24 protein-coding genes are annotated in these 21,997 nt (G+C 68.3%); 6 read left to right on the forward strand and 18 right to left on the reverse strand.

Annotation, left to right across the window (positions count from 1 at the left end; genetic code table 11):
• Positions 1 to 10 precede the first annotated feature (10 nt).
• The 3 genes from thiD to folP form a co-directional block, all read right to left on the reverse strand.
• Positions 11 to 841 carry a bifunctional hydroxymethylpyrimidine kinase/phosphomethylpyrimidine kinase gene (thiD, locus tag ABNQ39_RS29885; RefSeq protein WP_376965082.1) on the reverse strand — a complete coding sequence of 277 codons (831 nt, stop codon included), beginning with the start codon at positions 839 to 841 and terminating at the stop codon, positions 11 to 13.
• Positions 838 to 2,211 carry a phosphoglucosamine mutase gene (gene glmM / locus ABNQ39_RS29890; RefSeq protein ID WP_376965084.1) on the reverse strand — a complete coding sequence of 458 codons (1,374 nt, stop codon included), beginning with the start codon at positions 2,209 to 2,211 and terminating at the stop codon, positions 838 to 840. The genes thiD and glmM overlap by 4 nt, the downstream gene beginning before the upstream one ends.
• Before the next feature lie 174 nt (positions 2,212 to 2,385).
• Entirely contained in the window at positions 2,386 to 3,540 is a 1,155-nt protein-coding gene (folP, locus tag ABNQ39_RS29895; RefSeq protein ID WP_376965086.1) for a dihydropteroate synthase, read from the reverse strand.
• Positions 3,541 to 3,873: 333 nt separating this feature from the next.
• Between folP and ABNQ39_RS29900 the strand changes: the two genes are divergently transcribed.
• A complete protein-coding gene (locus tag ABNQ39_RS29900) occupies positions 3,874 to 4,401 on the forward strand; it encodes a hypothetical protein (protein ID WP_376965088.1) in 528 nt (175 codons plus the stop codon).
• A 132-nt stretch (positions 4,402 to 4,533) separates the two neighbouring features.
• Here the strand turns inward: ABNQ39_RS29900 and ABNQ39_RS29905 are convergent, their stop codons facing one another.
• From ABNQ39_RS29905 to flhA, 3 genes are read right to left on the reverse strand one after another with little or no spacing between them, the layout of a single operon-like run.
• Positions 4,534 to 5,616, reverse strand: coding sequence for an EscU/YscU/HrcU family type III secretion system export apparatus switch protein (locus tag ABNQ39_RS29905; RefSeq protein WP_376965090.1), 1,083 nt, complete (start codon positions 5,614 to 5,616; stop codon positions 4,534 to 4,536).
• A 3-nt stretch (positions 5,617 to 5,619) separates the two neighbouring features.
• Positions 5,620 to 6,390: a flagellar biosynthetic protein FliR gene (locus ABNQ39_RS29910; RefSeq protein ID WP_376965092.1), complete on the reverse strand. Its 771-nt coding sequence runs from the start codon at positions 6,388 to 6,390 to the stop codon at positions 5,620 to 5,622.
• Between the two features lie 2 nt (positions 6,391 to 6,392).
• Positions 6,393 to 8,486: a flagellar biosynthesis protein FlhA gene (gene flhA, locus ABNQ39_RS29915; RefSeq protein WP_376965094.1), complete on the reverse strand. Its 2,094-nt coding sequence runs from the start codon at positions 8,484 to 8,486 to the stop codon at positions 6,393 to 6,395.
• Between the two features lie 167 nt (positions 8,487 to 8,653).
• Between flhA and ABNQ39_RS29920 the strand changes: the two genes are divergently transcribed.
• Complete coding sequence (locus ABNQ39_RS29920) at positions 8,654 to 9,115, forward strand: MarR family winged helix-turn-helix transcriptional regulator (protein ID WP_376965096.1); 462 nt, start codon at positions 8,654 to 8,656, stop codon at positions 9,113 to 9,115.
• Positions 9,116 to 9,160: 45 nt separating this feature from the next.
• Positions 9,161 to 9,562 (forward strand): DUF1398 family protein, encoded by a 402-nt coding sequence (locus ABNQ39_RS29925; RefSeq protein WP_376965098.1) that lies wholly within the window; start codon positions 9,161 to 9,163, stop codon positions 9,560 to 9,562.
• Between the two features lie 111 nt (positions 9,563 to 9,673).
• On the opposite strand, the gene ABNQ39_RS29930 is transcribed toward ABNQ39_RS29925, so the two are convergent.
• From ABNQ39_RS29930 to ABNQ39_RS29950, 5 genes are read right to left on the reverse strand one after another with little or no spacing between them, the layout of a single operon-like run.
• Positions 9,674 to 10,420, reverse strand: coding sequence for a lytic transglycosylase domain-containing protein (locus ABNQ39_RS29930; RefSeq protein ID WP_376965100.1), 747 nt, complete (start codon positions 10,418 to 10,420; stop codon positions 9,674 to 9,676).
• A 39-nt stretch (positions 10,421 to 10,459) separates the two neighbouring features.
• The gene (fliQ, locus tag ABNQ39_RS29935; RefSeq protein WP_085090915.1) at positions 10,460 to 10,726 is read right to left on the reverse strand and encodes a flagellar biosynthesis protein FliQ; all 267 of its coding nucleotides are present in this window, start codon (positions 10,724 to 10,726) and stop codon (positions 10,460 to 10,462) included.
• A gap of 27 nt (positions 10,727 to 10,753) precedes the next feature.
• Positions 10,754 to 11,113, reverse strand: a complete 360-nt coding sequence (locus ABNQ39_RS29940; RefSeq protein WP_376965102.1) for a flagellar hook-basal body complex protein FliE — start codon at positions 11,111 to 11,113, stop codon at positions 10,754 to 10,756.
• Between the two features lie 11 nt (positions 11,114 to 11,124).
• The gene (flgC, locus tag ABNQ39_RS29945; protein WP_109049423.1) at positions 11,125 to 11,544 is read right to left on the reverse strand and encodes a flagellar basal body rod protein FlgC; all 420 of its coding nucleotides are present in this window, start codon (positions 11,542 to 11,544) and stop codon (positions 11,125 to 11,127) included.
• 24 nt (positions 11,545 to 11,568) lie between these two features.
• Positions 11,569 to 11,961, reverse strand: a complete 393-nt coding sequence (locus tag ABNQ39_RS29950; RefSeq protein WP_376965104.1) for a flagellar biosynthesis protein FlgG — start codon at positions 11,959 to 11,961, stop codon at positions 11,569 to 11,571.
• Between the two features lie 126 nt (positions 11,962 to 12,087).
• Here ABNQ39_RS29950 and fliI point away from each other — a divergent pair, with 126 nt between their 5' ends.
• From fliI to ABNQ39_RS29965, 3 genes are all read left to right on the forward strand, one after another.
• Entirely contained in the window at positions 12,088 to 13,446 is a 1,359-nt protein-coding gene (fliI, locus tag ABNQ39_RS29955; RefSeq protein WP_376965106.1) for a flagellar protein export ATPase FliI, read from the forward strand.
• Positions 13,443 to 14,039 carry a hypothetical protein gene (locus tag ABNQ39_RS29960; RefSeq protein ID WP_376965108.1) on the forward strand — a complete coding sequence of 199 codons (597 nt, stop codon included), beginning with the start codon at positions 13,443 to 13,445 and terminating at the stop codon, positions 14,037 to 14,039. Before fliI ends, ABNQ39_RS29960 begins: the two co-directional genes overlap by 4 nt.
• Positions 14,040 to 14,137: 98 nt before the next feature.
• Positions 14,138 to 14,512, forward strand: coding sequence for a YbaN family protein (locus tag ABNQ39_RS29965; RefSeq protein ID WP_376965110.1), 375 nt, complete (start codon positions 14,138 to 14,140; stop codon positions 14,510 to 14,512).
• Between the two features lie 23 nt (positions 14,513 to 14,535).
• Here ABNQ39_RS29965 and ABNQ39_RS29970 read toward each other — a convergent pair whose 3' ends face one another.
• The 7 genes from ABNQ39_RS29970 to ABNQ39_RS30000 form a co-directional block, all read right to left on the reverse strand.
• Positions 14,536 to 16,530: a BCCT family transporter gene (locus tag ABNQ39_RS29970; protein WP_376965112.1), complete on the reverse strand. Its 1,995-nt coding sequence runs from the start codon at positions 16,528 to 16,530 to the stop codon at positions 14,536 to 14,538.
• Positions 16,531 to 16,938: 408 nt separating this feature from the next.
• Positions 16,939 to 18,285: a GTPase HflX gene (gene hflX / locus ABNQ39_RS29975; protein ID WP_376965114.1), complete on the reverse strand. Its 1,347-nt coding sequence runs from the start codon at positions 18,283 to 18,285 to the stop codon at positions 16,939 to 16,941.
• A 365-nt stretch (positions 18,286 to 18,650) separates the two neighbouring features.
• On the reverse strand, positions 18,651 to 19,685 hold the full coding sequence (locus ABNQ39_RS29980; protein WP_376965116.1) for a hypothetical protein: 1,035 nt from the start codon (positions 19,683 to 19,685) through the stop codon (positions 18,651 to 18,653).
• A 168-nt stretch (positions 19,686 to 19,853) separates the two neighbouring features.
• The gene (locus tag ABNQ39_RS29985) at positions 19,854 to 20,645 is read right to left on the reverse strand and encodes a DUF1217 domain-containing protein (protein ID WP_376965118.1); all 792 of its coding nucleotides are present in this window, start codon (positions 20,643 to 20,645) and stop codon (positions 19,854 to 19,856) included.
• Entirely contained in the window at positions 20,642 to 21,037 is a 396-nt protein-coding gene (locus tag ABNQ39_RS29990) for a hypothetical protein (RefSeq protein ID WP_376965120.1), read from the reverse strand. Before ABNQ39_RS29990 ends, ABNQ39_RS29985 begins: the two co-directional genes overlap by 4 nt.
• A gap of 4 nt (positions 21,038 to 21,041) precedes the next feature.
• Positions 21,042 to 21,515, reverse strand: a complete 474-nt coding sequence (locus ABNQ39_RS29995; RefSeq protein WP_376965122.1) for a flagellar biosynthesis repressor FlbT — start codon at positions 21,513 to 21,515, stop codon at positions 21,042 to 21,044.
• Positions 21,505 to 21,909 carry a flagellar biosynthesis regulator FlaF gene (locus ABNQ39_RS30000; protein ID WP_376965124.1) on the reverse strand — a complete coding sequence of 135 codons (405 nt, stop codon included), beginning with the start codon at positions 21,907 to 21,909 and terminating at the stop codon, positions 21,505 to 21,507. Before ABNQ39_RS30000 ends, ABNQ39_RS29995 begins: the two co-directional genes overlap by 11 nt.
• Positions 21,910 to 21,997: the final 88 nt, after the last annotated feature.

The following is a 21,997-nucleotide window of genomic DNA, read 5'->3' on the forward strand; positions in this document are numbered from 1 at the left end:
GGTCAACCTCTTACGAAAACTCCCGCACCGTGTGCAGGTGATTGAGCGGGCCGTGGCCGTGGCCGAGGCCGGGGGCGGTCAGGATCGCCGTCTCGACATAGCGGCGGGCGCGGGCGACCGCGTCGCGGGTGTTCAGGCCCTGGGCCAGACCGGCGGCGATGGCCGAGGACAGGGTGCAGCCGGTGCCGTGGGTGTGGGGGGTGTGCACCCGCTTGCCCTCGAACACCGTCTCGCCCTCCTCGGTCAGCAGCAGGTCGTAGAGGGTGTCGTCCTCCAGATGGCCGCCCTTCAGCAGCACCGATTTCGGGCCGAAGCTGAGCATCAGCTCGGCGGCGCGGCGCATGTCGTCGAGGTCGCGGATCGGCAGGTCGGTCAGCGCCTCGGCCTCCGGCAGGTTGGGCGTCACCACCTCGGCCAGCGGCAGCAGGCGCCGGCGCAGGGTCAGCACTGCATCGGGGTCGAGCAGATGGTGGCCGCTCTTGGCGATCATCACCGGATCGAGCACCAGCGGCACGTTGACGGCGCGTTCCTCATACTCCGCCGCCACCGCCTCGATGACGGGGGCGTTGGCGAGCATGCCGATCTTCACCGCGTCGGCGCCGATATCCTCCAGCACCAGCTTCATCTGCAAGGCGACGAAGGCGGGGTCGACCGGCACCACGCCATAGACGCCGGTGGTGTTCTGCGCCGTCAAGGCGGCAATGGCGGTCATGGCATAGGCGCCGAGCGCGCTGACCGCCTTGATGTCAGCCTGGATGCCGGCGCCGCCGCCGGAGTCGGACCCGGCGACGATCAGGACGCGGCCATTGACGGTGGCTCCATTGACACTGTGGGCGCTCATTGCGCGGCCTCCAGGCTGCGGGCGGCGCTGGCCTGGATGGTGCCGGCGATGTCGGCGACCACGCTGTCGACCAACGCCGCATCGTCGCCCTCCGCCATCACGCGGATGAGCGGCTCGGTGCCGGACTTGCGGATCAGGAGACGGCCGCTCGACGCCAGTCGCGCCTCGCCCTCCTTGATCGCCTGCTGGACGACGGCATCCTCCAGCGGCTTGGTTCCGGCGGTGAAGCGGACGTTGGTCAGCTTCTGCGGGACGGGATCGAACACGCGGCAGACCTCGCTGGCCGAGCGGCCGTCGGCCTGGATCAGCACCGCCAGCACCTGCAACGCGGCGATCAGCCCGTCGCCGGTGGTGGAATAGTCGGACAGCACGACATGGCCCGACTGCTCGCCGCCGACATTGTAGCCGCGCTCGCGCATCATCTCGACGACGTAGCGGTCGCCGACCGGCGTGCGGGCCAGATGCAGGCCGAGCCCGCCGAGATGGCGCTCCATGCCCAGGTTGGACATCACGGTGGCGACGACGCCGCCGCCGCGCAGCGTCTGCGAGCGCGCCCAGGAGGTGGCGATCAGGGTCATCAGCTGGTCGCCGTCGATGGGGCGCCCGGCCTCGTCCACCATGATCAGGCGGTCGGCGTCGCCGTCGAGCGCGACGCCGAGATGAGCGCCATGGGCGACCACCTGCTCCTGCAGGGTCTGGGTGGCGGTGGCGCCACAGCCCTTGTTGATATTGGTGCCGTCGGGGTTGACGCCGACCGGGACCACGTCGGCACCCAGCTCGTACAGCACCTTGGGCGCCACCTTGTAGGCGGCACCATTGGCGCAATCGACGACGATCTTCAGACCGTCCAGCCGCAGGCCGCGCGGGAAGGTGTTCTTCACATATTCGATGTAGCGGCCGGTGGCGTCCTCCATCCGGCTGGCGCGGCCGAGATCGGCCGGACGGGCGAGGTCGGGAGCGAAGGGCAGCGCCATGCGCGCCTCGATGGCGGCCTCGACCTCGTCGGACAGCTTGTAGCCGTCGGGGCCGAACAGCTTGATGCCGTTGTCCTGATAGGGGTTGTGCGAGGCGGAGATCACGACGCCCATGTCGGCGCGCAACGACCGGGTCAGCATGGCGACGGCCGGGGTCGGCAGCGGGCCGACCAGCACCACGTCCATACCCATGGAGATGAAGCCGGCGGTCAGCGCCGGTTCCAGCAGATAGCCGGACAGGCGGGTGTCCTTGCCGATCACCACCCGGTGGCGGTGGTCGCCGCGGCGGAACTGCAACGCGGTCGCCATCGCCACGCGCAGGGCCGTTTCGGCGGTCATCGGGTCGATGTTGGCGGTGCCACGGATGCCGTCGGTGCCGAACAGGTGTCGCGTCATGAAAACCTCGTGCAGAAACGGTATCCAGGCCCCGCATGTCGGGGTGCGGGACCGGATGTGCAAGCGAAGGATGTTTCTTCGCGCGGCGGGCGGGCCGGGTCAAGGCCCCATCGGCGGCTGCGCGAAAGGGTTACAGGCGGATCGTCTTTTTCCCTCAACCAGTGGGGGCGGCCCTTACCGAGGATGCAGCCCTTCCCAGACGGCGCGGGCCTGCGCCGTTTCGGCCACGTCATGGACGCGCAGAATCTGCGCACCCTGGTTCAGCGTCTCCAGCCCGGCGGCGAGCGAGCCGGCCAGCCGCTCCTTCGGCGGCTCCTCGCGCGACAGCCGGCCGATGAAGCCCTTGCGCGACAGGCCGATCAGCACCGTGCAGCCCAACGCATGATAGAGCGCGGTGTGGCGCAGGATCTCCAGATTGTGCTCCGTCTTCTTGCCGAAGCCGATGCCGGGGTCGACGGCGATGCGCTCCGGGGCCACGCCGGCGGCGACGCAGCGGGCGACCCGCTCCTCCAGCCAGTCGAACACGTCGAGTGCGGCGTCGCGGTAGGTCGGGTTGGCCTGCATGGTGCCGGGGTCGCCCTGCATGTGCATCACCACCACCGGCGTCGCGGTGCGCGCCACCACCGGCAGCGCGTCCGGATCGGACAGGCCGGCGATGTCGTTGACGATGCGGGCGCCGGCCGCGGCGGCGGAGTCCATCACGCGGGCATGGCGGGTATCGACCGAGACGGTCGCCCCCTTTCCGGCGAAATGGCGGATGACCGGCAGGACGCGCCGCTCCTCCTCCTCGGGCGGAACCGGGACGGCGCCGGGACGGGTGGACTCGCCGCCGATGTCCAGGATGTCGGCGCCGGCCGCCAGCATCGCCTCGCCATGGGCGATGGCGGCGGACGGGTCGAGGAAGTCGCCACCGTCGGAGAAGCTGTCCGGCGTGACGTTGACGATGCCCATGATTTGCGGCCGGTCGGGCGACAGCCCGGCGAAGGGCGCGCGGGCGCGGGTCAGGGCGCCGAGCTGGCGGTCCAGCGCCTCCGCCACCGCGCGCGAGCGCTCCCAGCCCCAGGCCAGGATCTCCGACAGCGGCGCAAAGGCGCGGTCGATGCGCGAACCGGCGTCGCGGACGATCAGTTCGGCGGTGGAGAAGGCGAAGCGTCCGCCGGCCAGCGGCACCGCCGCCCCCTTGGCCCAGGCGGCGATGGGCATCAGCCCGACCGGACGGAGGTAGACCCGCACGCCCTCTTCCCCCGCCCAGGGACAGAAGCCGGCCAGCGAGCCGGCGGCGGATTTGGGCGCAGCTTTGGCGGCGGGCTTGGCGGAGAGCGGCGGCATCGGGGGTTCCCCTTCACGTCACGGACTGACGCCTCCGTTCCTGGCATGCGGCCGGCGCGATGGCAAGGATGCCATCGCAAACGGTTCCCCCTCTCGACCCGGGAGAGGGCGGAGATCGCCGGAAGATGGAACGGCGTGGAGCTGTTTTTAGCCGATATTCCATCTGGCAGCCACCGGAGAGTTGCGGAGATGGATCGCAGACGGCACCTGTGGGTGGTTTCTCAATGCTTCGATTGAGAAAGATAGGTGTTTTCCCCAGTGTATATTAATTTCATCTTAATAATAAATTTCCAAAGTCCAGAAATACGACCTTATATCCGGATCCTCGCAGTAATGGGCATCGAGAGCAACATTTGCATAAAGGCATGTAATTTTAAATCTGCTGCGGCGCTGATTGTTGACTGCAATGCACCGTCCAGCGAGTTGATGGGAAAAACCCTTTCTGGACTCAAGCTGAAACACATCCACCGCTCATTCTCCACCGAAGACGCTCTTTCAGTTCTTTCAGAGAATGAAATCGACATCGTCATCGTAAATGCAGACTCAATCAATGAGAAAGCGCTTCAATTCTTGGAAACCGTCAGATTCCGCCAGACAAAAAATCCGATTCCAGAGAAAAGAATTAAGCATATCTCTATAATCCCATTCATAATCATCTGCTCCGCAGTGACGCCGAAAATGGCGGAGAAAGTTGTAGACGCAGGAATATGCGCATTGGTTTCAATGCCACTCAAGCCGATCGACTTTATGAACAAAGTCAAAAACTTGCTTTATGTCCATTGCGAAGACAATTGCTTCAATAAGATAAATCTGCCGCTTGAAGGCTCTGACTTTTTGGAGGAAGCGAGCGGCCCGCGCTGACGTAACGCCAGACGCTATCCGTCCTCGATGGTTCCGCCGGTATGGCGGAGCGAGCGATCAAGCACCTACCAGAAAACGACGGTGCAATTGCACCCCTCTCCTGTGGAGCAGAGGGCGCTTCCATCCATCCCCTCACCCCCGCCGCGCCAGCCCGCCCTTCAGCTTCAGCACATAGGTGATGACCTCGGCCACCGCCTGATAGTGCTGGAGCGGGATGGCGGCATCGACCTCCGCCGAAGCGTGGAGGGCGCGGGCGAGCGGCGGATTCTCGACAATGGGGATGCCGTGCTCCTGGGCCAGGGCGCGGATGCGCAGCGCGATCAGGTCGGCGCCCTTGGCAAGGCAGATCGGGGCGGCGGTCCGGCCGCGCTCGTACTCCAGGGCGACGGCGAAGTGGGTGGGGTTGGTGATCACCACCGTGGCGCGCGGGACGTTCGCCATCATCCGCTTCTTCGAGCGCGAGCGACGGATGTCGCGCAGGCGGGCCTTGGCGTTGGGATCGCCCTCGATCTGCTTGAATTCGTCCTTGATCTCCTGGTGGCTCATGCGCAGGCGGCGGCGCCACTCCATGCGGTTCCACAGCACGTCCACCGCCGCCATCAGGACGGTCGCCAGCAGGACCGCCAGCAGCAGCCGCAAGGTCACGTCCCGCAGCAGCACGGGCAATCCGGCGACGTCCATGCCCACAGTATCCTCCGTCCATGCGATGTAGGGCGCCAGCGCGTGCCAGGCGGCAGCGCTGATGATGGCGAGCTTGACCAGGCTCTTGGCGAATTCGACCAGCGCCGGCCGGCCGGCGATCCGCGTCCAGCCGGACGACGGCGACAGGTGCGACCATTTCGGCCGGATGCGGTCGGACGCCACCACGAAGGGCCCCTGCCCCAGCGCCGACACCGCCACCCCGGCCAGCAGGATGCCCAGCACCGGCAGCAGGGCGACGGCGACGCCGCCGATCAGCCAGTGCAGGCTGTGGATGACGTCGATGGCGCTGCCGTCGATGCGGATGTCGTCGGGGTTCTCGATCAGCGGCAGCAGCAGGGCCGACAGGCTCGCCGCCACGCCCGGCACCGCCATCAGCACGATCATCCAGGCGGCGACCATCGCCGACAGCAGCCCGACGTCGCGGGCGCGGGGGACGTCGCCCTTTTCCGCCGCCTCGCGCAGGCGTTTCTCTGTCGGTTCCTCGGTCTTCTGCTCGTCGTCCTGTTCCGCCATGCGCTACGAGCCCGAGAGCCAGCCGCCGAGTGCGGCGACGAAGGCGGTCAGCATCGCCCCGGCCGTCGCCATGAACAGACCCATGCCGATCATCAGCACGCCCGGCGTCGCGACGAAATAGACGGGCATCGCCGGCATCACCCGGTTGACCAGCCCCAGCGCCAGATTGACCACCAGCCCATAGAGGATGAAGGGCGCGGCCAAGCCCACCCCCAGCCGGAAGGTGGTCGCCAGCAGCTCGGCGAAGCGCTGGGCGATCATGCCGAGGTCGGGGAACACCCCCGCCGGCCAGGAGCCGTAGGAGCGGGCCAGCGCGCCGATCATCAGGTAATGCACGTCGGATGCGAACAGCAGCGCCAGCCCGCCGATCAGCAGCACGCCGGACAGCACCGACCCGCCCTCGAACCCCGCCGCCGCCATCGAGAAGGGGTTGCTCAGCCCCACCACCTGCGCCGCCACGGCGCCGGCGGTCTGGAGGGCGGCCATGAACAGCCGGGCGCCGAGGCCGAGATAGGCGCCGACCAGCGTTTCGCCGGCCAGCGCGCGCAGCATCTCCACCGGCTGGTCCGGCATGCGGTCGGGCAGGCCCTCCACCCCCGGCAGCAGCACCAGCGTGACGATGATTGCCAGGGCCGCCCGCACCCGCATCGGCACCGCCGCCTCGCCGAAGCCCGGCAGCAGGCCGATGGCCGCCGCCACCCGCGCCAGCACCAGCAGGCCGCGGTAGATCTCCAGCGTCAGGAACTGGCTGAGTCCGTCCACGGGGGCGTCCATGTTCAGACCTGATCGACGGTCTTGAGCGACGCCTTGCGATGCAACTCGGCATGGCTCAGCACCGGGGTCATCGGGCTGACGCGCTCCAGCAGGGAGCGGACGAAGGGCCGCGCCTCGGCTCCCACCAGCAGGGCAGGCCAGATTTGCGAGGTGGCGTGCTTCTGGATCTTCAGCCGCACGGCGGTCAGGAACTCCTGCACCTGGCTGGGCGGCATGACGAAGCGGCGGTCGTCGCCCTCCACCACGATGTTGTCGAGCAGCGCCTGCTCCCAGCGCGGGCTGAGCGCGATCACCGAGACGAAGCCGTCGGGACCGGCCAGACCCTGGTGGATCTGCTGGCCCAGCCGCATCCGCACATGTTCGGTGATGAGCGTGATGTGGCGGGTCCAGCCGACCGCCTCCGCCACCGCCTCGACGATGGCGGGCAGGTTGCGGATCGACACCCGCTCCGACAACAGCTGTTGCAGCACGCGCTGGAGCACGACCAGCGAGATCTGGCTCGGCACCATGTCGTTGATCAGCTTCTGGTACTCGCGGCCCAGCCCGTCGATCAGCTTTTGCAGCGCCGCGAAGGTCAGCAGGGTGGAGAGGTTGTCCTTGATGACCTCGGTCAGGTGGGTGGTGATGACGCTTTCCGGATCGACCACCGTGTAGCCCTTCGCCACCGCCTCCTCATGGCGGGCCGGGTCGATCCATTTGGCCTGGAGGCCGAAGGTCGGCTCGCGCGTCGCGTCGCCGGCGATGTCGGGCACGGCGCCGCCGGTCGGGTCGATGGCGAGCAGGTGCTTCGGCCGCACCTCGCCCTTCGCCGCCTCCACCCCCATGATGCTGATGACGTAGCTCTTGGGGGCCAGGAAGCTGGAATCCTTGATGCGGACCGAGGGCAGGACGAAGCCGAACTCGGTGGCGAAGCGCTTGCGAAGCGTCTTCACCTTGGTGGTCAGCGGGCCGTTCTTGTTGAGGATCAGCGGGACGAGGTGGTTGCCGACCTCCACCTTCACCTCGTCGACCTTCAGCATGTCCTCCACCGCCTCCTCCGGGACGGCGGCGGGCGCCTTGCGGCTTTCCTCCAGCTTGGCCAGCGCGGCGGCGCGGGCCTTGCGGCGCGGCGCATACCAGCCGAGCAGGGCGAAGGCGGCACCGATGGCGAGGAAGGGCGCCATCGGCAGGCCGGGCGTCAGCGCCAGCGACACCAGCAGGCCCGACGCCACCAGGAGCGCCTTCGGATAGGCGCCGAGCTGGTCGATCACCGCCTTTTCCGCCGAGCCGACATTGCCGCCCTTGGTCACCAAGAGGCCGGCGGCCAGCGACACCACCAGCGCCGGGATCTGCGTCGCCAGACCGTCGCCGACCGTCAGGGTGGTGTAGATCGAGGCGGCGTGCTCGAAGCTCATCCCCTTCTGGGCGATGCCGATGGCCATGCCGCCGAGAACATTGATGACGGTGATGACCAGCCCGGCCACCGCGTCGCCGCGCACGAATTTCGAGGCGCCGTCCATCGCGCCGTAGAAGGTGCTCTCGTCCTCCAGCTCCTTGCGGCGGCGGCGCGCCTCGGCCTCGTCGATCATGCCGGCGGAGAGGTCGGCGTCGATGGCCATCTGCTTGCCGGGAATGGCGTCCAGCGTGAAGCGGGCGCCGACCTCGGCGATGCGGGTGGCGCCCTTGGTGATGACGACGAAGTTGATCACCACCAGGATGCAGAAGATCACCACGCCGATGACGAAGTTGCCGCCCATCACGAACTGGCTGAAGCCCTGGATGACATGGCCGGCGGCGGCGTGGCCGTTGTGCCCCTCGCTGAGGATCAGCCGGGTGGAGGCGATGTTCAGCGCCAGCCGCAGTATCGTCACCACCAGCAGCACGGTGGGGAAGGACGAGAAGTCCAGCGGACGCGGGATCCACAGCGACACCATCAGCACCAGCACCGCGACCGAGAAGGACAGCGCCAGCCCGAGATCGAGGAACCAGGACGGCACCGGCAGGAACAGCACCGCCAGCACCAGCAGGATGCCGACCGCGAACAGCACGTCGCGGTTCGCGAGACCGATGTCGCCGATCAGGCCGAACCGGCTGCGGACGTGATCCGTGAGGGTCATGGGGGTCCTGACGGGTTTGTAGAAGAGACGCGTTCCGGCAACGATAGGGGGGCGCGGTAAAACCGGGATTTAAGGGCGGGGCCGGGTTTGGCGTCGGGACAGGAAAGTGGTTGACTAGGAAACAAACCGCGAGGTAGTTTTCTAGTCAACAAATGGAGCGGCCTTCCATGAACGCCAACGGCGCGATTTCCCGGCTGACCGACCATCTCGGCTACTGGATGCGCATGGTGTCCAACCATGTGTCCTTCGCCTTCGCCCGCCGCCTGGAGGGCAAGGACGTGACGGTGGCCGAGTGGGTCATGATGCGGGAGTTGCAGGACGCCGGTCCGCTGGCCCCCAACCGGCTCGCCGGGCGGATGGGCATGACCCGCGGCGCCATCAGCAAGCTGGCCGACCGGCTGGTCGCCAAGGCCCTGGTCACCCGCGACGACGACCCGGCCGACGGCCGCGCCCATGTGCTGGCGCTGTCGGAGGCCGGCAGCCGGATCCTGCCGGAGCTGGCCCGGCTGGCCGACGAGAACGACGAGGCGGCCTTCGCCTGCCTGACGGCGGAGGAGCGCGCGCAGCTCGACCGGATCCTGAGGAAGATCGCCGAGGCGCACGGGCTGAAAAGCAGCCCCACCGGCTGATCCCCCTTGCCCCCGCAAACCACAACCGCATGACGGAGAGCGCCGATGAACGCGCAGCAGAAGACGATCGCCCAGACCTGCCTTGCCGCGTCGCATGACGGCACGATGAACTTCCCGTCCATCGTCGCCGTCCTGATCGACGCCGGCTTCGAAGGCTATGCCGTCGATTACCGCCGCGGGACCAGCACCTATTATCTGCCGGACGGCGACAGCGTGGAGTTGCCGGCCATCGCGACGCCGACGCCGGTCGCCGCGGCCTTCCGGGCGGACGGGGTCGAGGCGGCGGTGCGCGCGGCGCAGGCCAACGCGGCGGGCTACAGCTACCGCGGCTTCTGCGAGGCGGTGAAGGCGGCCGGATGCGCCGGCTACATGGTGTCCTTCTCCGGCCGGCGGGTGGTCTATTACGGGCGGACCGCGGAATGCCATGTCGAGCATTTCCCGCACTGACTAGAGTGTGATCGGTTCAAGCGGAATCGCTTGAAGCGTGAATCACACGGAAAAACCAAAAGGTTAGAGTCTGTCTGGTGCTTCAATAAGCACCAGACAGACTCTAGGGGGTCAGTTCTGCCCGGCAGGCAGGAGCGGCCGGGCCGGGCCGTCGGCGAACAGGCCGGACAGGAAGCTCAGGCGCCCGCGTTCTGCCGCGGTCCAGACCGGGGCGGAGCTGCCGGGGCCGGCGGCCAGCGTCTCCAGATAGCCCAGCGCCCCGGCGACCCAGCGCAGGTTGCCGGTTACCCGCTGGCGATAGGCCTCGCCGCGCTCGGACTGGGCGGAGTGGTAGCGGGCGATGGCGGTTTCCAGCGAGCCGTGGTCGCGCCGCAGCGCCGACAGGAAGGACGCGGCATAGCGGGCGTTGGCGACCGGATCGAAGGCGGTGACGAGGTCGGGGAAGGCGTCGGGGTGCCAGCGCAAATTCACTTGCAGGCAGCCGACATCGATGGACTGGACGCCGCGCGCCTGGGTTTCCCGCACGAAGGATATCGCGGCGTCGCGGGTCGGGAAGTAATGGGAGCGCCCCTCGGTGTTGACCGTCCAGGGCCAGGCGGTGAACAGCCGGTCCTCCGTCCGCCGGCCGGATTCGGTGAAGCCCATCGCCAGCAGCAGATGGTCGGCGATGCCCGCCGCCTTCTCCGCGTCGAGGATGGCGGCGATGCATTGCGCTTCGGGTGGCAGAGACTTGGCGGCGGGCTGGGCAGGCTGTTTGGGCGGGGCGTAGAGGGCCGTGCTCCACACCCCGATCTGCGAGACGTTGGCCGCCGCCGCACCGCCGGCCGGATTTACGAGAAGCCCGAGAAGGGGGACCATGGCCGCTCGCAACGGGGGGAGGCGCATCGGTCGACGCCGTCAGTCGATGGCGACGATCAGGTCGCTCAGCCGGTCGGCGTAAGTGGCGAGCGTGCCGTACATGAAGGGCAGCGCCAGCACCGTCACCACCAGGATCGCGACGATCTTCGGCACGAAGGTCAGCGTCATCTCCTGCACCTGGGTCAGCGCCTGCACCAGCGAGATCGACACGCCGACCACCACCGCGACGATCAGCGGCGGGGCGGCGACCAGCAGGGTCGTCCAGATGCCGCTGCGCAGCACCTCCAGCACGTCGGCCTGGTTCATGGCGGATCCCTCCTCAAGCACACCCGCTCACACCGCGATGCGCATGATCTCCTGATAGGCCTGGACCATCTTGTCGCGGATGGCGACGACGCTCTGCACCGTCATCTCGGCGGCCAGGACGGAGCGCACAACGTCCTGCGCGCTGGCCTTGCCCGACACGGCGGCCAGCGACACCCGCTCGCTTTCCTTCAGCGTGTCGACCGCCTGGGAGATCGACTTGTCGAGGAAACCGCCGAAATCGCTTTCGGCACCGGCGGCGACCGCGTCGGTCTGACCGGCGGAGGACAGCGGCGAGGCCGCCGCCTGGGTCTCGGCGAGGCCGCTGGAAATCGGGCTGCGGTTGGCGGCGTAGGCGGCGGCGACGCGGCCGACGGACATCTCGATCATGGAACGGCTCCTCAGCTACGCAGCAGGTCGACGACGCGGGTCATCATCGCGCGCGATTGTTCGATGACGTTCATGCTGGCCTCGAAGGCGCGGCCGGCCTCGCGCATGTCCATCATCTCGACCAGCGGCTGGACGTTCGGCTTCTTGACGTAGCCCTTGTCGTCGGCCGCCGGGTGCGAGGGGTCGTAGGCGAGCTGGAAGTCGCTGCGGTCGCGGCCGATCTGCTTGACCTGCACCAGCTCCGCCCCGACGCCGCGGTCCATCACGCTGTCGAAGGACACCGTCTTGCGGCGGTAGGGGTCGCCGCCCCTGGCGGTGGCGGTGCTGTCGGCGTTGGCGAGATTCTCCGCCACCACGCGCAGGCGGGTCGACTGCGCCTGGAGTCCGGCGCCGGCGATCTTCAGCGTGGCGCCGAGGACATCGTTCATCATCGGGTCGTCTCCGTCCTAAGCTCTTCAACCGTTCTTCCAGGCCATGCGCAGCATCTGCACATTGCGCTGGAACAGGCTGGTGGTCAGCGCGAAGGCGTCGCGGGTCTCGCTGCCCTTGATCATCTCCTGCTCCAGCGACACCGCGTTGCCGCTGGGCGTCGATTCCCAGAGGGCGGCCCGGCCCTCCTCGCGGAAGCCGGCGGTGGAGCGGGTGCTCGCCAGATGCAGGCCGGAGGTGCGGGCGGTCTCCACCGGGCGGATGCCGTCCATCACGCTGTCGAAGGGTTTGAGCTCGCGCGCCTGGTAGTCGGGCGTGTTGGCGTTCACCACATTCTCGGCGACCAGCTTCTGCCGCTGCGCCAGATAGTCCAGCCGCGTACCGGCAAGCTGAAAGAAACCAATTTTACCCAAATCCATTGCGACCTCGGTCCATCACAACTTGCCGGAACACTGTGCCGGACGATGAGCGCGCCCGTTTAAAACCGGATTTAAATTCGCTGCTCTAGGCTGATGCCATCGATGGACATGGTGGAGACAGAACCGATGCGGGCACTTGCCACCCTGGCTGCGGAATTCGACCGGCTGCCGACGCGCCGGTGGCGCGGGGAAATCCGCTCGGCCGCCGGCATGACGCTGGAGGTCGACGGGTTGCAGCGCGTGCTGTCGGTCGGCGACAAATGCCATGCGGAGACCGTCCGCGGCGGACGTGTGCTGTGCGAGACCATCGGCTTCCGTAACGGCCGCTCGCTGCTGATGGCCTTCGACAGCCTCGACGGCGTGGCGGAGGGCTGCGGCGCGGTCACCGACGACACCGCCTTCACGCTCCGGCCCGGCCCCGGCTGGCTCGGCCGGGTGGTGAACGCGCTGGGCGAGCCGATCGACGGCAAGGGGCCGCTGGCGAACGGCGAGCATCCGCGATCCTTGCGCCAACCGCCGCCGGCCGCCTGCGCGCGGCGCCGGGTGGGCAGGCGGCTGGACAGCGGCATCCGGGTGATCGACAGCTTCGTGCCGCTCTGCCGCGGCCAGCGGCTGGGCGTGTTCGCCGGGTCGGGCGTCGGCAAATCGACGCTGCTGGCGATGGTTGCCCGCCATGCCGAGGCCGACGCCATCGTCATCGGCCTGATCGGCGAGCGCGGGCGCGAGGTGCGCGAGTTCATCCAGGACGATCTGGGGCCGGAGGGGCTGGCGCGCGCGATCGTCATCGTCGCCACCTCGGACGAGCCGCCGCTGATGCGCCGGCAGGCGGCGCTGCTGACCATGACGGTGGCGGAGGAGATGAGGGACCAGGGCAGACATGTGCTGTGCCTGATGGACAGCGTCACCCGCTTCGCCATGGCCCAGCGCGAGATCGGGCTGGCCGCCGGCGAGCCGCCGACCGCCAAGAGCTATCCGCCCAGCGTCTTCGCCGAACTGCCCCGCCTGCTGGAGCGCGCCGGGCCGGGGCCGGAGGATGGCGGCCCGGACGGAGGGGGAAACGGCGACATCACCGCCATCTTCACCGTTCTGGTCGATGGCGACGACCATGACGAGCCCATCGCCGACGCGGTGCGCGGCATCCTCGACGGGCATCTGGTGCTCGACCGCAGGATCGCCGAGCAGGGACGCTATCCCGCCGTCAACCTGCTGCGCAGCGTGTCACGCAGCCTGCCCGGCTGCCATGACGCGCACGAGAACCGCATCGTCGGCCGCGCCCGCGCGCTGGCCGCCAGCTATGACGGCATGAAGGAGATGATCCGGCTCGGCGCCTACAAGCGCGGCACCGATCCGGAAACCGACGCCGCCATCGACCTGCACCCCCGGCTGGAAGAGTTCCTGCGCCAGGGCAAGGACGACCCCTCCCCCTCCGCCGACAGTTTCGCCCGGCTGGAGTCGCTGCTCGCCGCCATCGGAGACCACGCATGAGCGTCAATACCAGACTGGCCGCCCAGGCCGTCAGCCCGCCGACCGCCCAGCGCAAACCGCCCGCCGAGCCGGAGGAAACGCTGGCCGACAGGATGAGCGTCGGCTTCGACGATCTGCTCGACGTGGTCAACCCGCTCCAGCAGCTACCGGTGGTGTCGTCGGTCTACCGCGAGGCAACGGGCGAGGGCATCTCGATCCCGGCGCGGCTGGCCGGCGGCTTCCTGTTCGGCGGGTTGCCCGGCCTGATCGGCAGCGCGGCCATGGTCGCTTTCGAGGAGGTCACCGGCGACAGCGTGCTGGGCCATATCGGCAGCCTGCTGGAAGAGGGGACGGAGACCGCCGCGGCGGAGGGTCTGTCCGTCGGGGCGCTGCCCTGGATGGGCGGCGGCAGCGGCGGCGACTCTGCCCTGCCCTCCCCCCAATCGCTGGCGGAGGCCTTGCGCCGCAAATCGGCACCGGCCGCGGAAGTGGCGACGACAGCGGGGGCACCGGCGGGAACCGAACAGCCGGCGCCGCAGCTGCTGGCGAAGCTGTACAGCCTGGAGGCGACGGCCAGGTCGGCCACGCCGGGGATGGCGCGCACGGCGTCGTGACCAACCCCAGCTTGCGCGGTGCCGCCGGGCGCGGTTCAATGAACCGGAACCGGGATGCAGGATGAGCGGGCGGTCGGACGATGGATGCGGACAACGGCATGGGAAAGGGACGGCGGCGGCTGTGGCTGCTGGTCGGCCATGGCGCGGTGGGGCTGGCCACCGCCGGAGCCTTCCTGCCGATCCTGCCCACCGTCCCCTTCCTGCTGGTCGCCGGCTGGGCCTATGCCCGCGGCAATCCCGAACTGCGCGAGCGGATGCGCAACGACCCGCGGTTCGGCCGCGCCATCCGCGAGTGGCAGGACCGCGGCGCCATTCCGGTGAAGGCGAAACTCATGGCGGTCGGCGGCATGTCGTCCAGCTTCGTCCTCCTGGCCCTGTCCTCCCCCGGATACCTAGTGCTCGCCGGCACCGGGCTGGTCATGATGGGTGCCGCCGCCTACGTGGTGTCCCGCCCGCCGCCATCAGGCGGATAGAGCGGGAGGATCGCCGCCTGCGATCACCACCCCAGCCATTTGCCATATTCGTGGACGACGTCCTGCGTGATCGCCTCGCGGCTGGTGCGGTCGGGGGGCAGCTGCTTGTGCAGGCCGCCGCGCAGGATCACCTCGACCCGGCGCTGCCAGGGGTCGGTGTCGTCCTCCAGCGCCGGCAGGGCCAGGGTCAGCGGGTGATAGGCGCGGGCGCGGATGGTGTAGGAGAATTCCTCCTGCCCGTCGCGCAGGACGGTCAGGCCGGCGCTGAAGGCCGAGGACTCGATCTCCACCCGCCGGCCCAGCCGCTCCAGCTCCACCGCCACGTCGCGCAGGGCCGGCTGGGCGGTTTCGGCGATGAAGCGGGCCACCTCCCGCCGGGCAGCGCCGCCGCCGGGAGGGATGGCGACCTGCACCGCCGTGCGACGCCCGACCATGGCGCCGAGCCGCTGCCGCCAGTCGTCCCCGGCACCGAGCAGCGCCGCGGCAGGTTCCGCCGAGCCGGGCGCCAGGGACTCGCGGACGGTGCGGCGGTCCTGCGCCACGCTGCGTTCCTCGCGCAGGCTGATCACCAGACTGACGCACATCAGCACCATGACGATGGTGAAGGGCAGCGCCGTGGTCACCGCCGCCGTCTGCAGGGCCTGCAACCCGCCGACCAGCAGCAGCACGGCGGCGACCGCACCCGACAGCACCGCCCAGAAGATGCGGGTCGCGATGGGCGGATCCTGGTTGCCGCCGGAGCCGATGATGTCGATGACCAGCGCCCCGGAATCGGCCGAGGTGACGAAGAAGCAAACCACCATCAGCGTGCCGAGGGCGGAGGTGATCGTGCTCAGCGGCAGCCGGTCCAGCATGACGAACAGCGCCGTCGGCACGCTGTCGGCCACCGCCTTGGCCATGCCGCCGCCTTCGAACATCTCCATGTGGATGGCGGTCTCGCCAAACACGGTGAACCAGACGAAGGTCAGGGCGACCGGGGCGAACAGCACGCCGCCGATGAATTCGCGGATGGTGCGGCCGCGCGACACCCGGGCGATGAACATGCCGACGAAGGGCGCCCAGGAAATCCACCAGCCCCAATAGAACATGGTCCAGCTCGCCTGCCACTCCGCCCCGGAATAGGGCAGCGTGCGGAAGCTGGTGTAGGGAAGCGTCCACAAATAGCGGCCGATATTCTCCACCAGGGTGGAGAGCAGGAACACCGTCGGGCCGAGCAGGAAGACGAAGGCCAGCAGCAGAAGCCCGCCCAGCATGTTCAGCTCGCTCAGGCGGCGGATGCCCTTGCCGACGCCGCTGACGGCGGACGCGGTGGCGATGGCGGTGATGACCACGAGCAGCACCATCTGCTGCGTGGTGCCGACCCCGAGCAGGCCGAGATAGGCGAAGCCGGCGTTGATCTGGGTGACGCCGAGGCCGAGCGAGGTGGCGATGCCGAACAGCGTGCCGACGATTGCGGTGATGTCGACGATGTGCCCCGGCCAGCCGCGGATGCGGTCGCCGAGCAGCGGATAGAGTGCCGAGCGGATGGTCAGCGGCAGATCGTGGCGATAGGCGAAATAGCCGAGCGCCAGCCCGACGACGATGTAGATGCCCCAGGCATGCAGGCCCCAATGCAGGAAGGCGAGGTTCATCGCCTCGCGCGCGGCGTCCGGGGTTCCGCCCTCGCCGATGCGCGGATTGGCGAAGTGGAGCATCGGCTCGGCCACGCCGTAGAACAGCAGGCCGATCCCCATGCCGGCGCTGAACAGCATGGCGAACCATGTGGGGTAGCTGAATTCCGGCTCGTCATCGTCCTTGCCCAGCTTGATCGCGCTGTAGGGGCTGATGAAAAGCCAGAGGGTGAACAGCAGGAATCCCGCCACGCTCAGGACATAGAACCAGCCGAAATTGCCGACGATGGCCGCCTGGACCGCCGACACCCGGGCGCCGAAGGACTCGGTGAACAGCGACGCGACCGCGACGAAGAACAGAATCAATCCTCCGGCAGTGAAGGATACCGTCTTGTTGATTCCTTGCATGATGGCACTCCGAAACAAGCCCGCCCAAGCGCAAGCGCGACGAGACGCTCACGGCACAACGAAGCGGATGAGTGAATGTTGCGGGCCCGGAAGGAAAAGCCGGCAATCGGCAACCGGGCGCATATTGCTCGCACAACGGGAATTGCGCGTCCGCACAAAATCGAGCGGCGGATCATACATATCCGCGCGGTCCGGTCAAACATCTTAGCCTTCGCACTCTGGACAGTCGGCGGAACTGATTTTTAAATCGGTGCAGAAATCCTTTGAAATACCGTCACTTTATGAAGATGGTCATAGACTGTATTGATGAACCCGTTCGGCTGTTCACACGAGCGTTCGAGGACGACATACGAAAAGGGGCCGCCGTTTCCGGCAGCCCCCCTCTTTTTCGAAATCCGGCAATCGCGGTCAGGCCGCGGCATGCCCCTGCCCCGGATGGCCCAGACGGGCGAGCGTCGCCGGTTCGATGGCCACGTGCAGATGGGCGTGGCTGTCGTCGTCGCGGCGTTCGACCACCTCGCCATGGGCGTAGAGCCAGGCGAGCGTCGCCCCGTCGCCATGCTCGACATCCAGTTCCACCAGCTCACGACCGGCGGTCATCCGCCCGTCGAGGATGCGGAAAAGCGTGTCCAGACGCTCGCCGGTCGCGGCGGACAGCGCACAGGCGTTGCCGTCCCGCCCGGCACGGGCAAGCACGGCGTCACGCTCCGCCCCGGCCAGCAAATCGATCTTGTTGGAGACCTCGACCACGCGCGGGTCGCGCTCCGGATCGATGCCGAGGTCGGCCAGGATCGCCTCCACGTCGGCCTTCTGGGCTTCGGTGTCGGGGTGGGCGATGTCGCGGACATGCAGGATGATGTCGGCCGACTGCACCTCCTCCAGCGTGGCGCGGAAGGCCGCGACCAGATGGGTCGGCAGGTCGGAGATGAAACCGACCGTGTCGGACAGGATCACCTTGCGCCCCGACGGCAGGACCACCTGCCGCATGGTCGGATCCAGCGTCGCGAACAGCAGATCCTTGGCGAACACGTCGGCGCCGGCCATCCGGTTGAACAGGGTGGACTTGCCGGCGTTGGTGTAGCCGACCAGCGCCACCACCGGATAGGGCACCTTGGCGCGCGCCTTGCGGTGCAGGCCGCGGGTGCGGCGGACGTCGTCCAGCTCCCGCTTGATCCTGACGATCCGGTTGCCGATCAGCCGGCGGTCAAGCTCCAGCTGCGATTCGCCGGGGCCGCCGAGGAAGCCGAAGCCGCCGCGCTGGCGTTCAAGGTGGGTCCAGGACCGCACCAGCCGCGACTTCTGGTAGGTCAGCGACGCCAGCTCGACCTGAAGCTGGCCTTCATGGGTGCGGGCGCGCGCGCCGAAGATCTCCAGGATCAGGCCGGTGCGGTCGATGACCTTGGCGCCGAAGGCCCGTTCCAGATTGCGCTGCTGCACCGGGGTCAGCAGATGGTCGACGATAACGAGGTCGATGTCCTCGCCCGCCTCCCGCGCCTCGTCGATCAGCGTGGCATACTGCTCGATGGCGCCGCCGCCCAGCAAGGTGGCCGGGCGCGGCTGGCTGACCTTGACGACGGCGGCCTGCACCACCTCAAGCGCAATGGCCGCGGCAAGACCGACCGCCTCCTCCAGCGAGGCTTCGGGGCTGCGGGCGGTCTCGACGCCGCGCAGGACCGGATGGAGGACGAGGGCGCGGCCCAAATTCGACCGCTGGATTTGGATGGTTTTGGAGTCGGTGTTCTGATGCGTACCCATGGGGTTCCTTGTGCCCGCCCCGGCGCCGGATGCGCGGGGCATACGCGCACCCTTGGCGGGTGCGGCGCTCGGAATTGGGAAAAAGGGGGGTCCTCTCCGATCCCACCGGCGGCGCCACGGCACGGGGGAGGGTCGCGGCGGCCTGCGCGTCACGGGATCGGAGAGGATGGCGCCGGCACTCCCGCAATGGGGGGCCGAACCGGGGAACTTAGATCAAGGGAAGTCACCGGAATTGCCGCGCCGGCCTGGACATGGCCTCGTCACGCGGGATCGTGCTTGGATCGCGGCGTCACCGCCGACAGTCGGTTAGATGTGAAGTCCGGCGCTCGAAACAAGGGTGCGGCAGCGAGATTTGTGCCGCCCCCTCACCAGCCCATGTTGTTGCGGGAGGTCTGCTCGATGGTCTTGATGTGGGCCAGCCCCGGCAGGATTTCCGAGCGGATGAACTCCAGCCGCCGCACCGGGCCGCCGCCGCGCGAGAAGCGGTGCTTCCACAAATTCATCTTCACCGCCAGACCGCACAGCACCCCGCCGATGGTCAGGTGATGGGTGACGATCAGGTCGCGGATGCTGCGGAAGCTCTCCGGGTTGATGTCGCGCCAGAAATCGCGGGAGCGGTTGTCGAAGCTCTCGAAGCGCCCGGTGATCGAGGTGGCGATGTCGGTCAGGTCATGGCCGATCTCGTCCAGCATGCGGCCCTGGCGGGCGTCGCGGCGCACCTCGCTGACCTGATACAGCTCCGCCATCCAGCCGAGGAAGCCCTGCACGTCGGGCACGATGTCGTCCAGGCAGCGCTTGAAATAGGCCAGCGACAGGAAGATGTCGGCATAATCCTCGAGAAAGGCCGGGATCTCGCCCAGCGGAATGTCGAGCCGGTCGGCGGTCAGTTGCAGGCGGCGCCGCGCCTCCTCCACGTCGGGCTGGGCGAACAGGCGGACCAGCTCGTCCATGCTGGCGATGTCCGCCCCCTGCACGCCATAGACATGCTCCACCAGCGGCCGGGTGAAGACACGCATGTAGCTGGTCAGCTCGGCCCGCTTGGCGGCCGACAGGCGGAGCGCCGCCGCTTCCTCCACATCGATGTTCAGGCGGCGCAGTTCCAGCCGCAGGCTGTAGACGTCGAAGCTGGCGGCCTCGGCGATCTGCACGATCTTGCGCAGGTCGCGGCGGAATTCCGGGCCGTCGATGCCGAAGCATTTCGACAGCTGGTCGATGCGGATCTGGCCGCTGCCGGTCTGGGCGTCGTTGAACAGCTCCGCCACCGTCTCCAGCCGGACATTCTTGATCAGCCGCGCCCGGCGCAGCCCCGGCGTTTCCAGCGGCAGGATCGACAGCGGCAGAATGTGCAGCGCGTCGCGCCCGTCATCCTCGTCCGCCGCGGACGCTCCGCGCAGAGCCACGGCGGCGGCCCCGGTGGTGGCCGGCGGGCGGATGCGGTCGCGGGCCTTACGGTCTTGCGGCTCTCCGGACCTGGGGTCCTGTTGATCCCCGGACCTCCGGTCCTGTAAGTCGCCGGCTGGCGTCTGCACGGCTGGACTCCTCCCGCTCGGGCGAGCCCCGCGGCCTTGTCAGAAGCGCGGGAACCTCATCAGCGTCATGGTGATGGACGGATCGATGGAGATGATCGAGGCCCGTCCGCTGCGGGAAATCGGCCCGATGGACGGCATGGCGGCGGTCGCGGCGGCGCCGCCGTTCTGCATGTCGTACATCGCGGCGAAGCGGTCGAGGAACTTGGCGACCTTGTCCGGGCTCTTGAGGTCGGCGATGTCCATCCGCTTTTCCAGAAGCGCCTTCTGCTTGTCGACATCCAGCAGCGCCGTCTGGTCGGGCAGCCCCAGCGTGGTGTAGACCACCTTGCGCAGGGCATTGTCGGCCATGACCTGATACCAGTTGGTGATGTTCGCCGACCGCCGCTGGAAATAGAGGCCGAGCCGCACCGCCGGGTTCCTGTCCTCCGATTCCACCTCCAGCGTCACGGCGACATAGCGGTCGACGATGGCCTGGACGACGGCCGGCTGCTTCAGGTTGGCGCCGCCGTTCTCGGCGAAGCCCAGGATGGTCGCCATCTCGCGGAACTTGGTGTCGCTCATCCGGTTGGCGGTGGAATACTGATCGCTCACCCCCTCTTCCAGAACCTTGCGGATCAGGCCGCGCGACTTGGCCTGACTGCCGAGGTCGAAGGCGTCGAGGACGAAGCGGTAGAGCTTGTCGTCCTTCATGAAATCTTCGGTGCTGGCGATCTTGCCGATGTTGTCCTGGAAATAGGCGATGGCGCGCTGCACCGCCGGGCGGCTGCGCACCGCCTGTTCGTAGCGGTCGTGGTTCTTGCTGACCATCCGCAGATCGACGAGCGTCGTCATGCCTCGACCTCCCCGCCCCGGCCGTCCTTGTCCTGCGGGAGGACGGGATCCTCGTCGGCCGCATCGGTTTCGGCGCCATAGCCGGCGGGGATGCGCATGATGACCTCCCCGGTCGCGGTGTCGAGCACCTCGGTGTAGAGCCGCCTCGTGTCGGGATCGAGGTTGACGCGGTAGGGCCGGGCGGCGTGCTTCGCCTCCGCGTCGGACGCGTCCGCTTTCGCGGCGGCGGTGTTCTGGGTCCGCTCGGCCGCCTCCACCGGCTTGGCCGTCTCGGCCTGGGCGGCGCGCAGCCGGTCGGCCTGACGCTGGCGCGCTTCCGCGATGATGTCGGCGCTGGTGGTGGTGGCGCGGTCGCCGGACGGGCCGGTCACGCCGGTGACGGGGATCGGCATGGCCTCATCCTCCTGCGTGATGGCCGATGCCGTCCGCCTGGAAGGAGACCGCCGGGGCAGGGGGAGATGCGGAGGGGGACGCGGCAGGGGACGCCGCCAGCAGCGTGCCCTCATACTCCATCACCGGGCGCAGGGCGGACAGCGCCTTGTAATAGTCGCGCTCGCCGATATGGCCCATGGCGCGGGCGATGCGGTCCTGGATGTCGGGGCGGGCGAAGGCGGTGTAGAGCTGCGCCATCATCGCCGCCACCGCACCGCTGCCGTTGGCGGCGACCTCCGGGTCGAGCAGCATGCTCTGGATCAGGAAATAGGCGCGGCGCACCGGGGTCACCGCATCCTCCTCCTGGAGGATGTCGCTGCCGCGGATGATCTGGGCGAAGTTGGAGATCGTCAGGGTGTAGCGGCGGTTCTCGTTCTGCACGACGCAGCCGTTGATCACCACCCGCTCGCACGGCTTCAGGCGCAGCTTAAGTGCCATAGGACAGATCCTCCGTCGCCAGTTCCAGCGCGGGCGAAACAGCTTGTGCCGCCCCTTGCAGGCCCTGCATCACCGAGCGGTTGATGTGTAGCAGCAGGTCGATGCCGCCCTCGCCGCGCAGAACCCGCTGGGTGTTGCGGTTCACCGCGAAGGAGAGCGAGACCAGACCGGCGCGCAACGCCTCCGGCAGGGCGTTGCCGTCCTCCAGCAGGTCGGCGCGCAAGGTGTTCCACAGCTCCAGATTCCGCCACAGCGCGTCCTTCAGCGCGGCGGAGCGCCAGTCGGCGTCGCGGTTGTTCTCCAGCGCCAGGGTGATCCGCAGGAACACCCGGTACTCGATCTTTCGCGGATCGTCGCACTCGGCGATGGTCTGGTGGTAGGCGGCGATGCTCATGGGCGCACCCCTGCGGTGGGTTTGATGGCGGACGCGGATGGCCGCCGGCGATGCCCGCTCCGTCCGGCGACGGGCGTGATGACCGGGC

This window comes from Azospirillum sp. A26 (assembly GCF_042604635.1).
Lineage (GTDB): Bacteria > Pseudomonadota > Alphaproteobacteria > Azospirillales > Azospirillaceae > Azospirillum > Azospirillum palustre.

Coding starts and splice junctions, on each gene's coding strand:
- thiD (WP_376965082.1), bottom strand. CDS start 841: ATGAGCGCCCACAGTGTCAATGGAGCCACCGTCAATGGCCGCGTCCTG.
- glmM (WP_376965084.1), bottom strand. CDS start 2,211: ATGACGCGACACCTGTTCGGCACCGACGGCATCCGTGGCACCGCCAAC.
- folP (WP_376965086.1), bottom strand. CDS start 3,540: ATGCCGCCGCTCTCCGCCAAGCCCGCCGCCAAAGCTGCGCCCAAATCC.
- ABNQ39_RS29900 (WP_376965088.1), top strand. CDS start 3,874: ATGGGCATCGAGAGCAACATTTGCATAAAGGCATGTAATTTTAAATCT.
- ABNQ39_RS29905 (WP_376965090.1), bottom strand. CDS start 5,616: ATGGCGGAACAGGACGACGAGCAGAAGACCGAGGAACCGACAGAGAAA.
- ABNQ39_RS29910 (WP_376965092.1), bottom strand. CDS start 6,390: ATGGACGCCCCCGTGGACGGACTCAGCCAGTTCCTGACGCTGGAGATC.
- flhA (WP_376965094.1), bottom strand. CDS start 8,486: ATGACCCTCACGGATCACGTCCGCAGCCGGTTCGGCCTGATCGGCGAC.
- ABNQ39_RS29920 (WP_376965096.1), top strand. CDS start 8,654: ATGAACGCCAACGGCGCGATTTCCCGGCTGACCGACCATCTCGGCTAC.
- ABNQ39_RS29925 (WP_376965098.1), top strand. CDS start 9,161: ATGAACGCGCAGCAGAAGACGATCGCCCAGACCTGCCTTGCCGCGTCG.
- ABNQ39_RS29930 (WP_376965100.1), bottom strand. CDS start 10,420: ATGGTCCCCCTTCTCGGGCTTCTCGTAAATCCGGCCGGCGGTGCGGCG.
- fliQ (WP_085090915.1), bottom strand. CDS start 10,726: ATGAACCAGGCCGACGTGCTGGAGGTGCTGCGCAGCGGCATCTGGACG.
- ABNQ39_RS29940 (WP_376965102.1), bottom strand. CDS start 11,113: ATGATCGAGATGTCCGTCGGCCGCGTCGCCGCCGCCTACGCCGCCAAC.
- flgC (WP_109049423.1), bottom strand. CDS start 11,544: ATGATGAACGATGTCCTCGGCGCCACGCTGAAGATCGCCGGCGCCGGA.
- ABNQ39_RS29950 (WP_376965104.1), bottom strand. CDS start 11,961: ATGGATTTGGGTAAAATTGGTTTCTTTCAGCTTGCCGGTACGCGGCTG.
- fliI (WP_376965106.1), top strand. CDS start 12,088: ATGCGGGCACTTGCCACCCTGGCTGCGGAATTCGACCGGCTGCCGACG.
- ABNQ39_RS29960 (WP_376965108.1), top strand. CDS start 13,443: ATGAGCGTCAATACCAGACTGGCCGCCCAGGCCGTCAGCCCGCCGACC.
- ABNQ39_RS29965 (WP_376965110.1), top strand. CDS start 14,138: ATGGGAAAGGGACGGCGGCGGCTGTGGCTGCTGGTCGGCCATGGCGCG.
- ABNQ39_RS29970 (WP_376965112.1), bottom strand. CDS start 16,530: ATGCAAGGAATCAACAAGACGGTATCCTTCACTGCCGGAGGATTGATT.
- hflX (WP_376965114.1), bottom strand. CDS start 18,285: ATGGGTACGCATCAGAACACCGACTCCAAAACCATCCAAATCCAGCGG.
- ABNQ39_RS29985 (WP_376965118.1), bottom strand. CDS start 20,645: ATGACGACGCTCGTCGATCTGCGGATGGTCAGCAAGAACCACGACCGC.
- ABNQ39_RS29990 (WP_376965120.1), bottom strand. CDS start 21,037: ATGCCGATCCCCGTCACCGGCGTGACCGGCCCGTCCGGCGACCGCGCC.
- ABNQ39_RS29995 (WP_376965122.1), bottom strand. CDS start 21,515: ATGGCACTTAAGCTGCGCCTGAAGCCGTGCGAGCGGGTGGTGATCAAC.
- ABNQ39_RS30000 (WP_376965124.1), bottom strand. CDS start 21,909: ATGAGCATCGCCGCCTACCACCAGACCATCGCCGAGTGCGACGATCCG.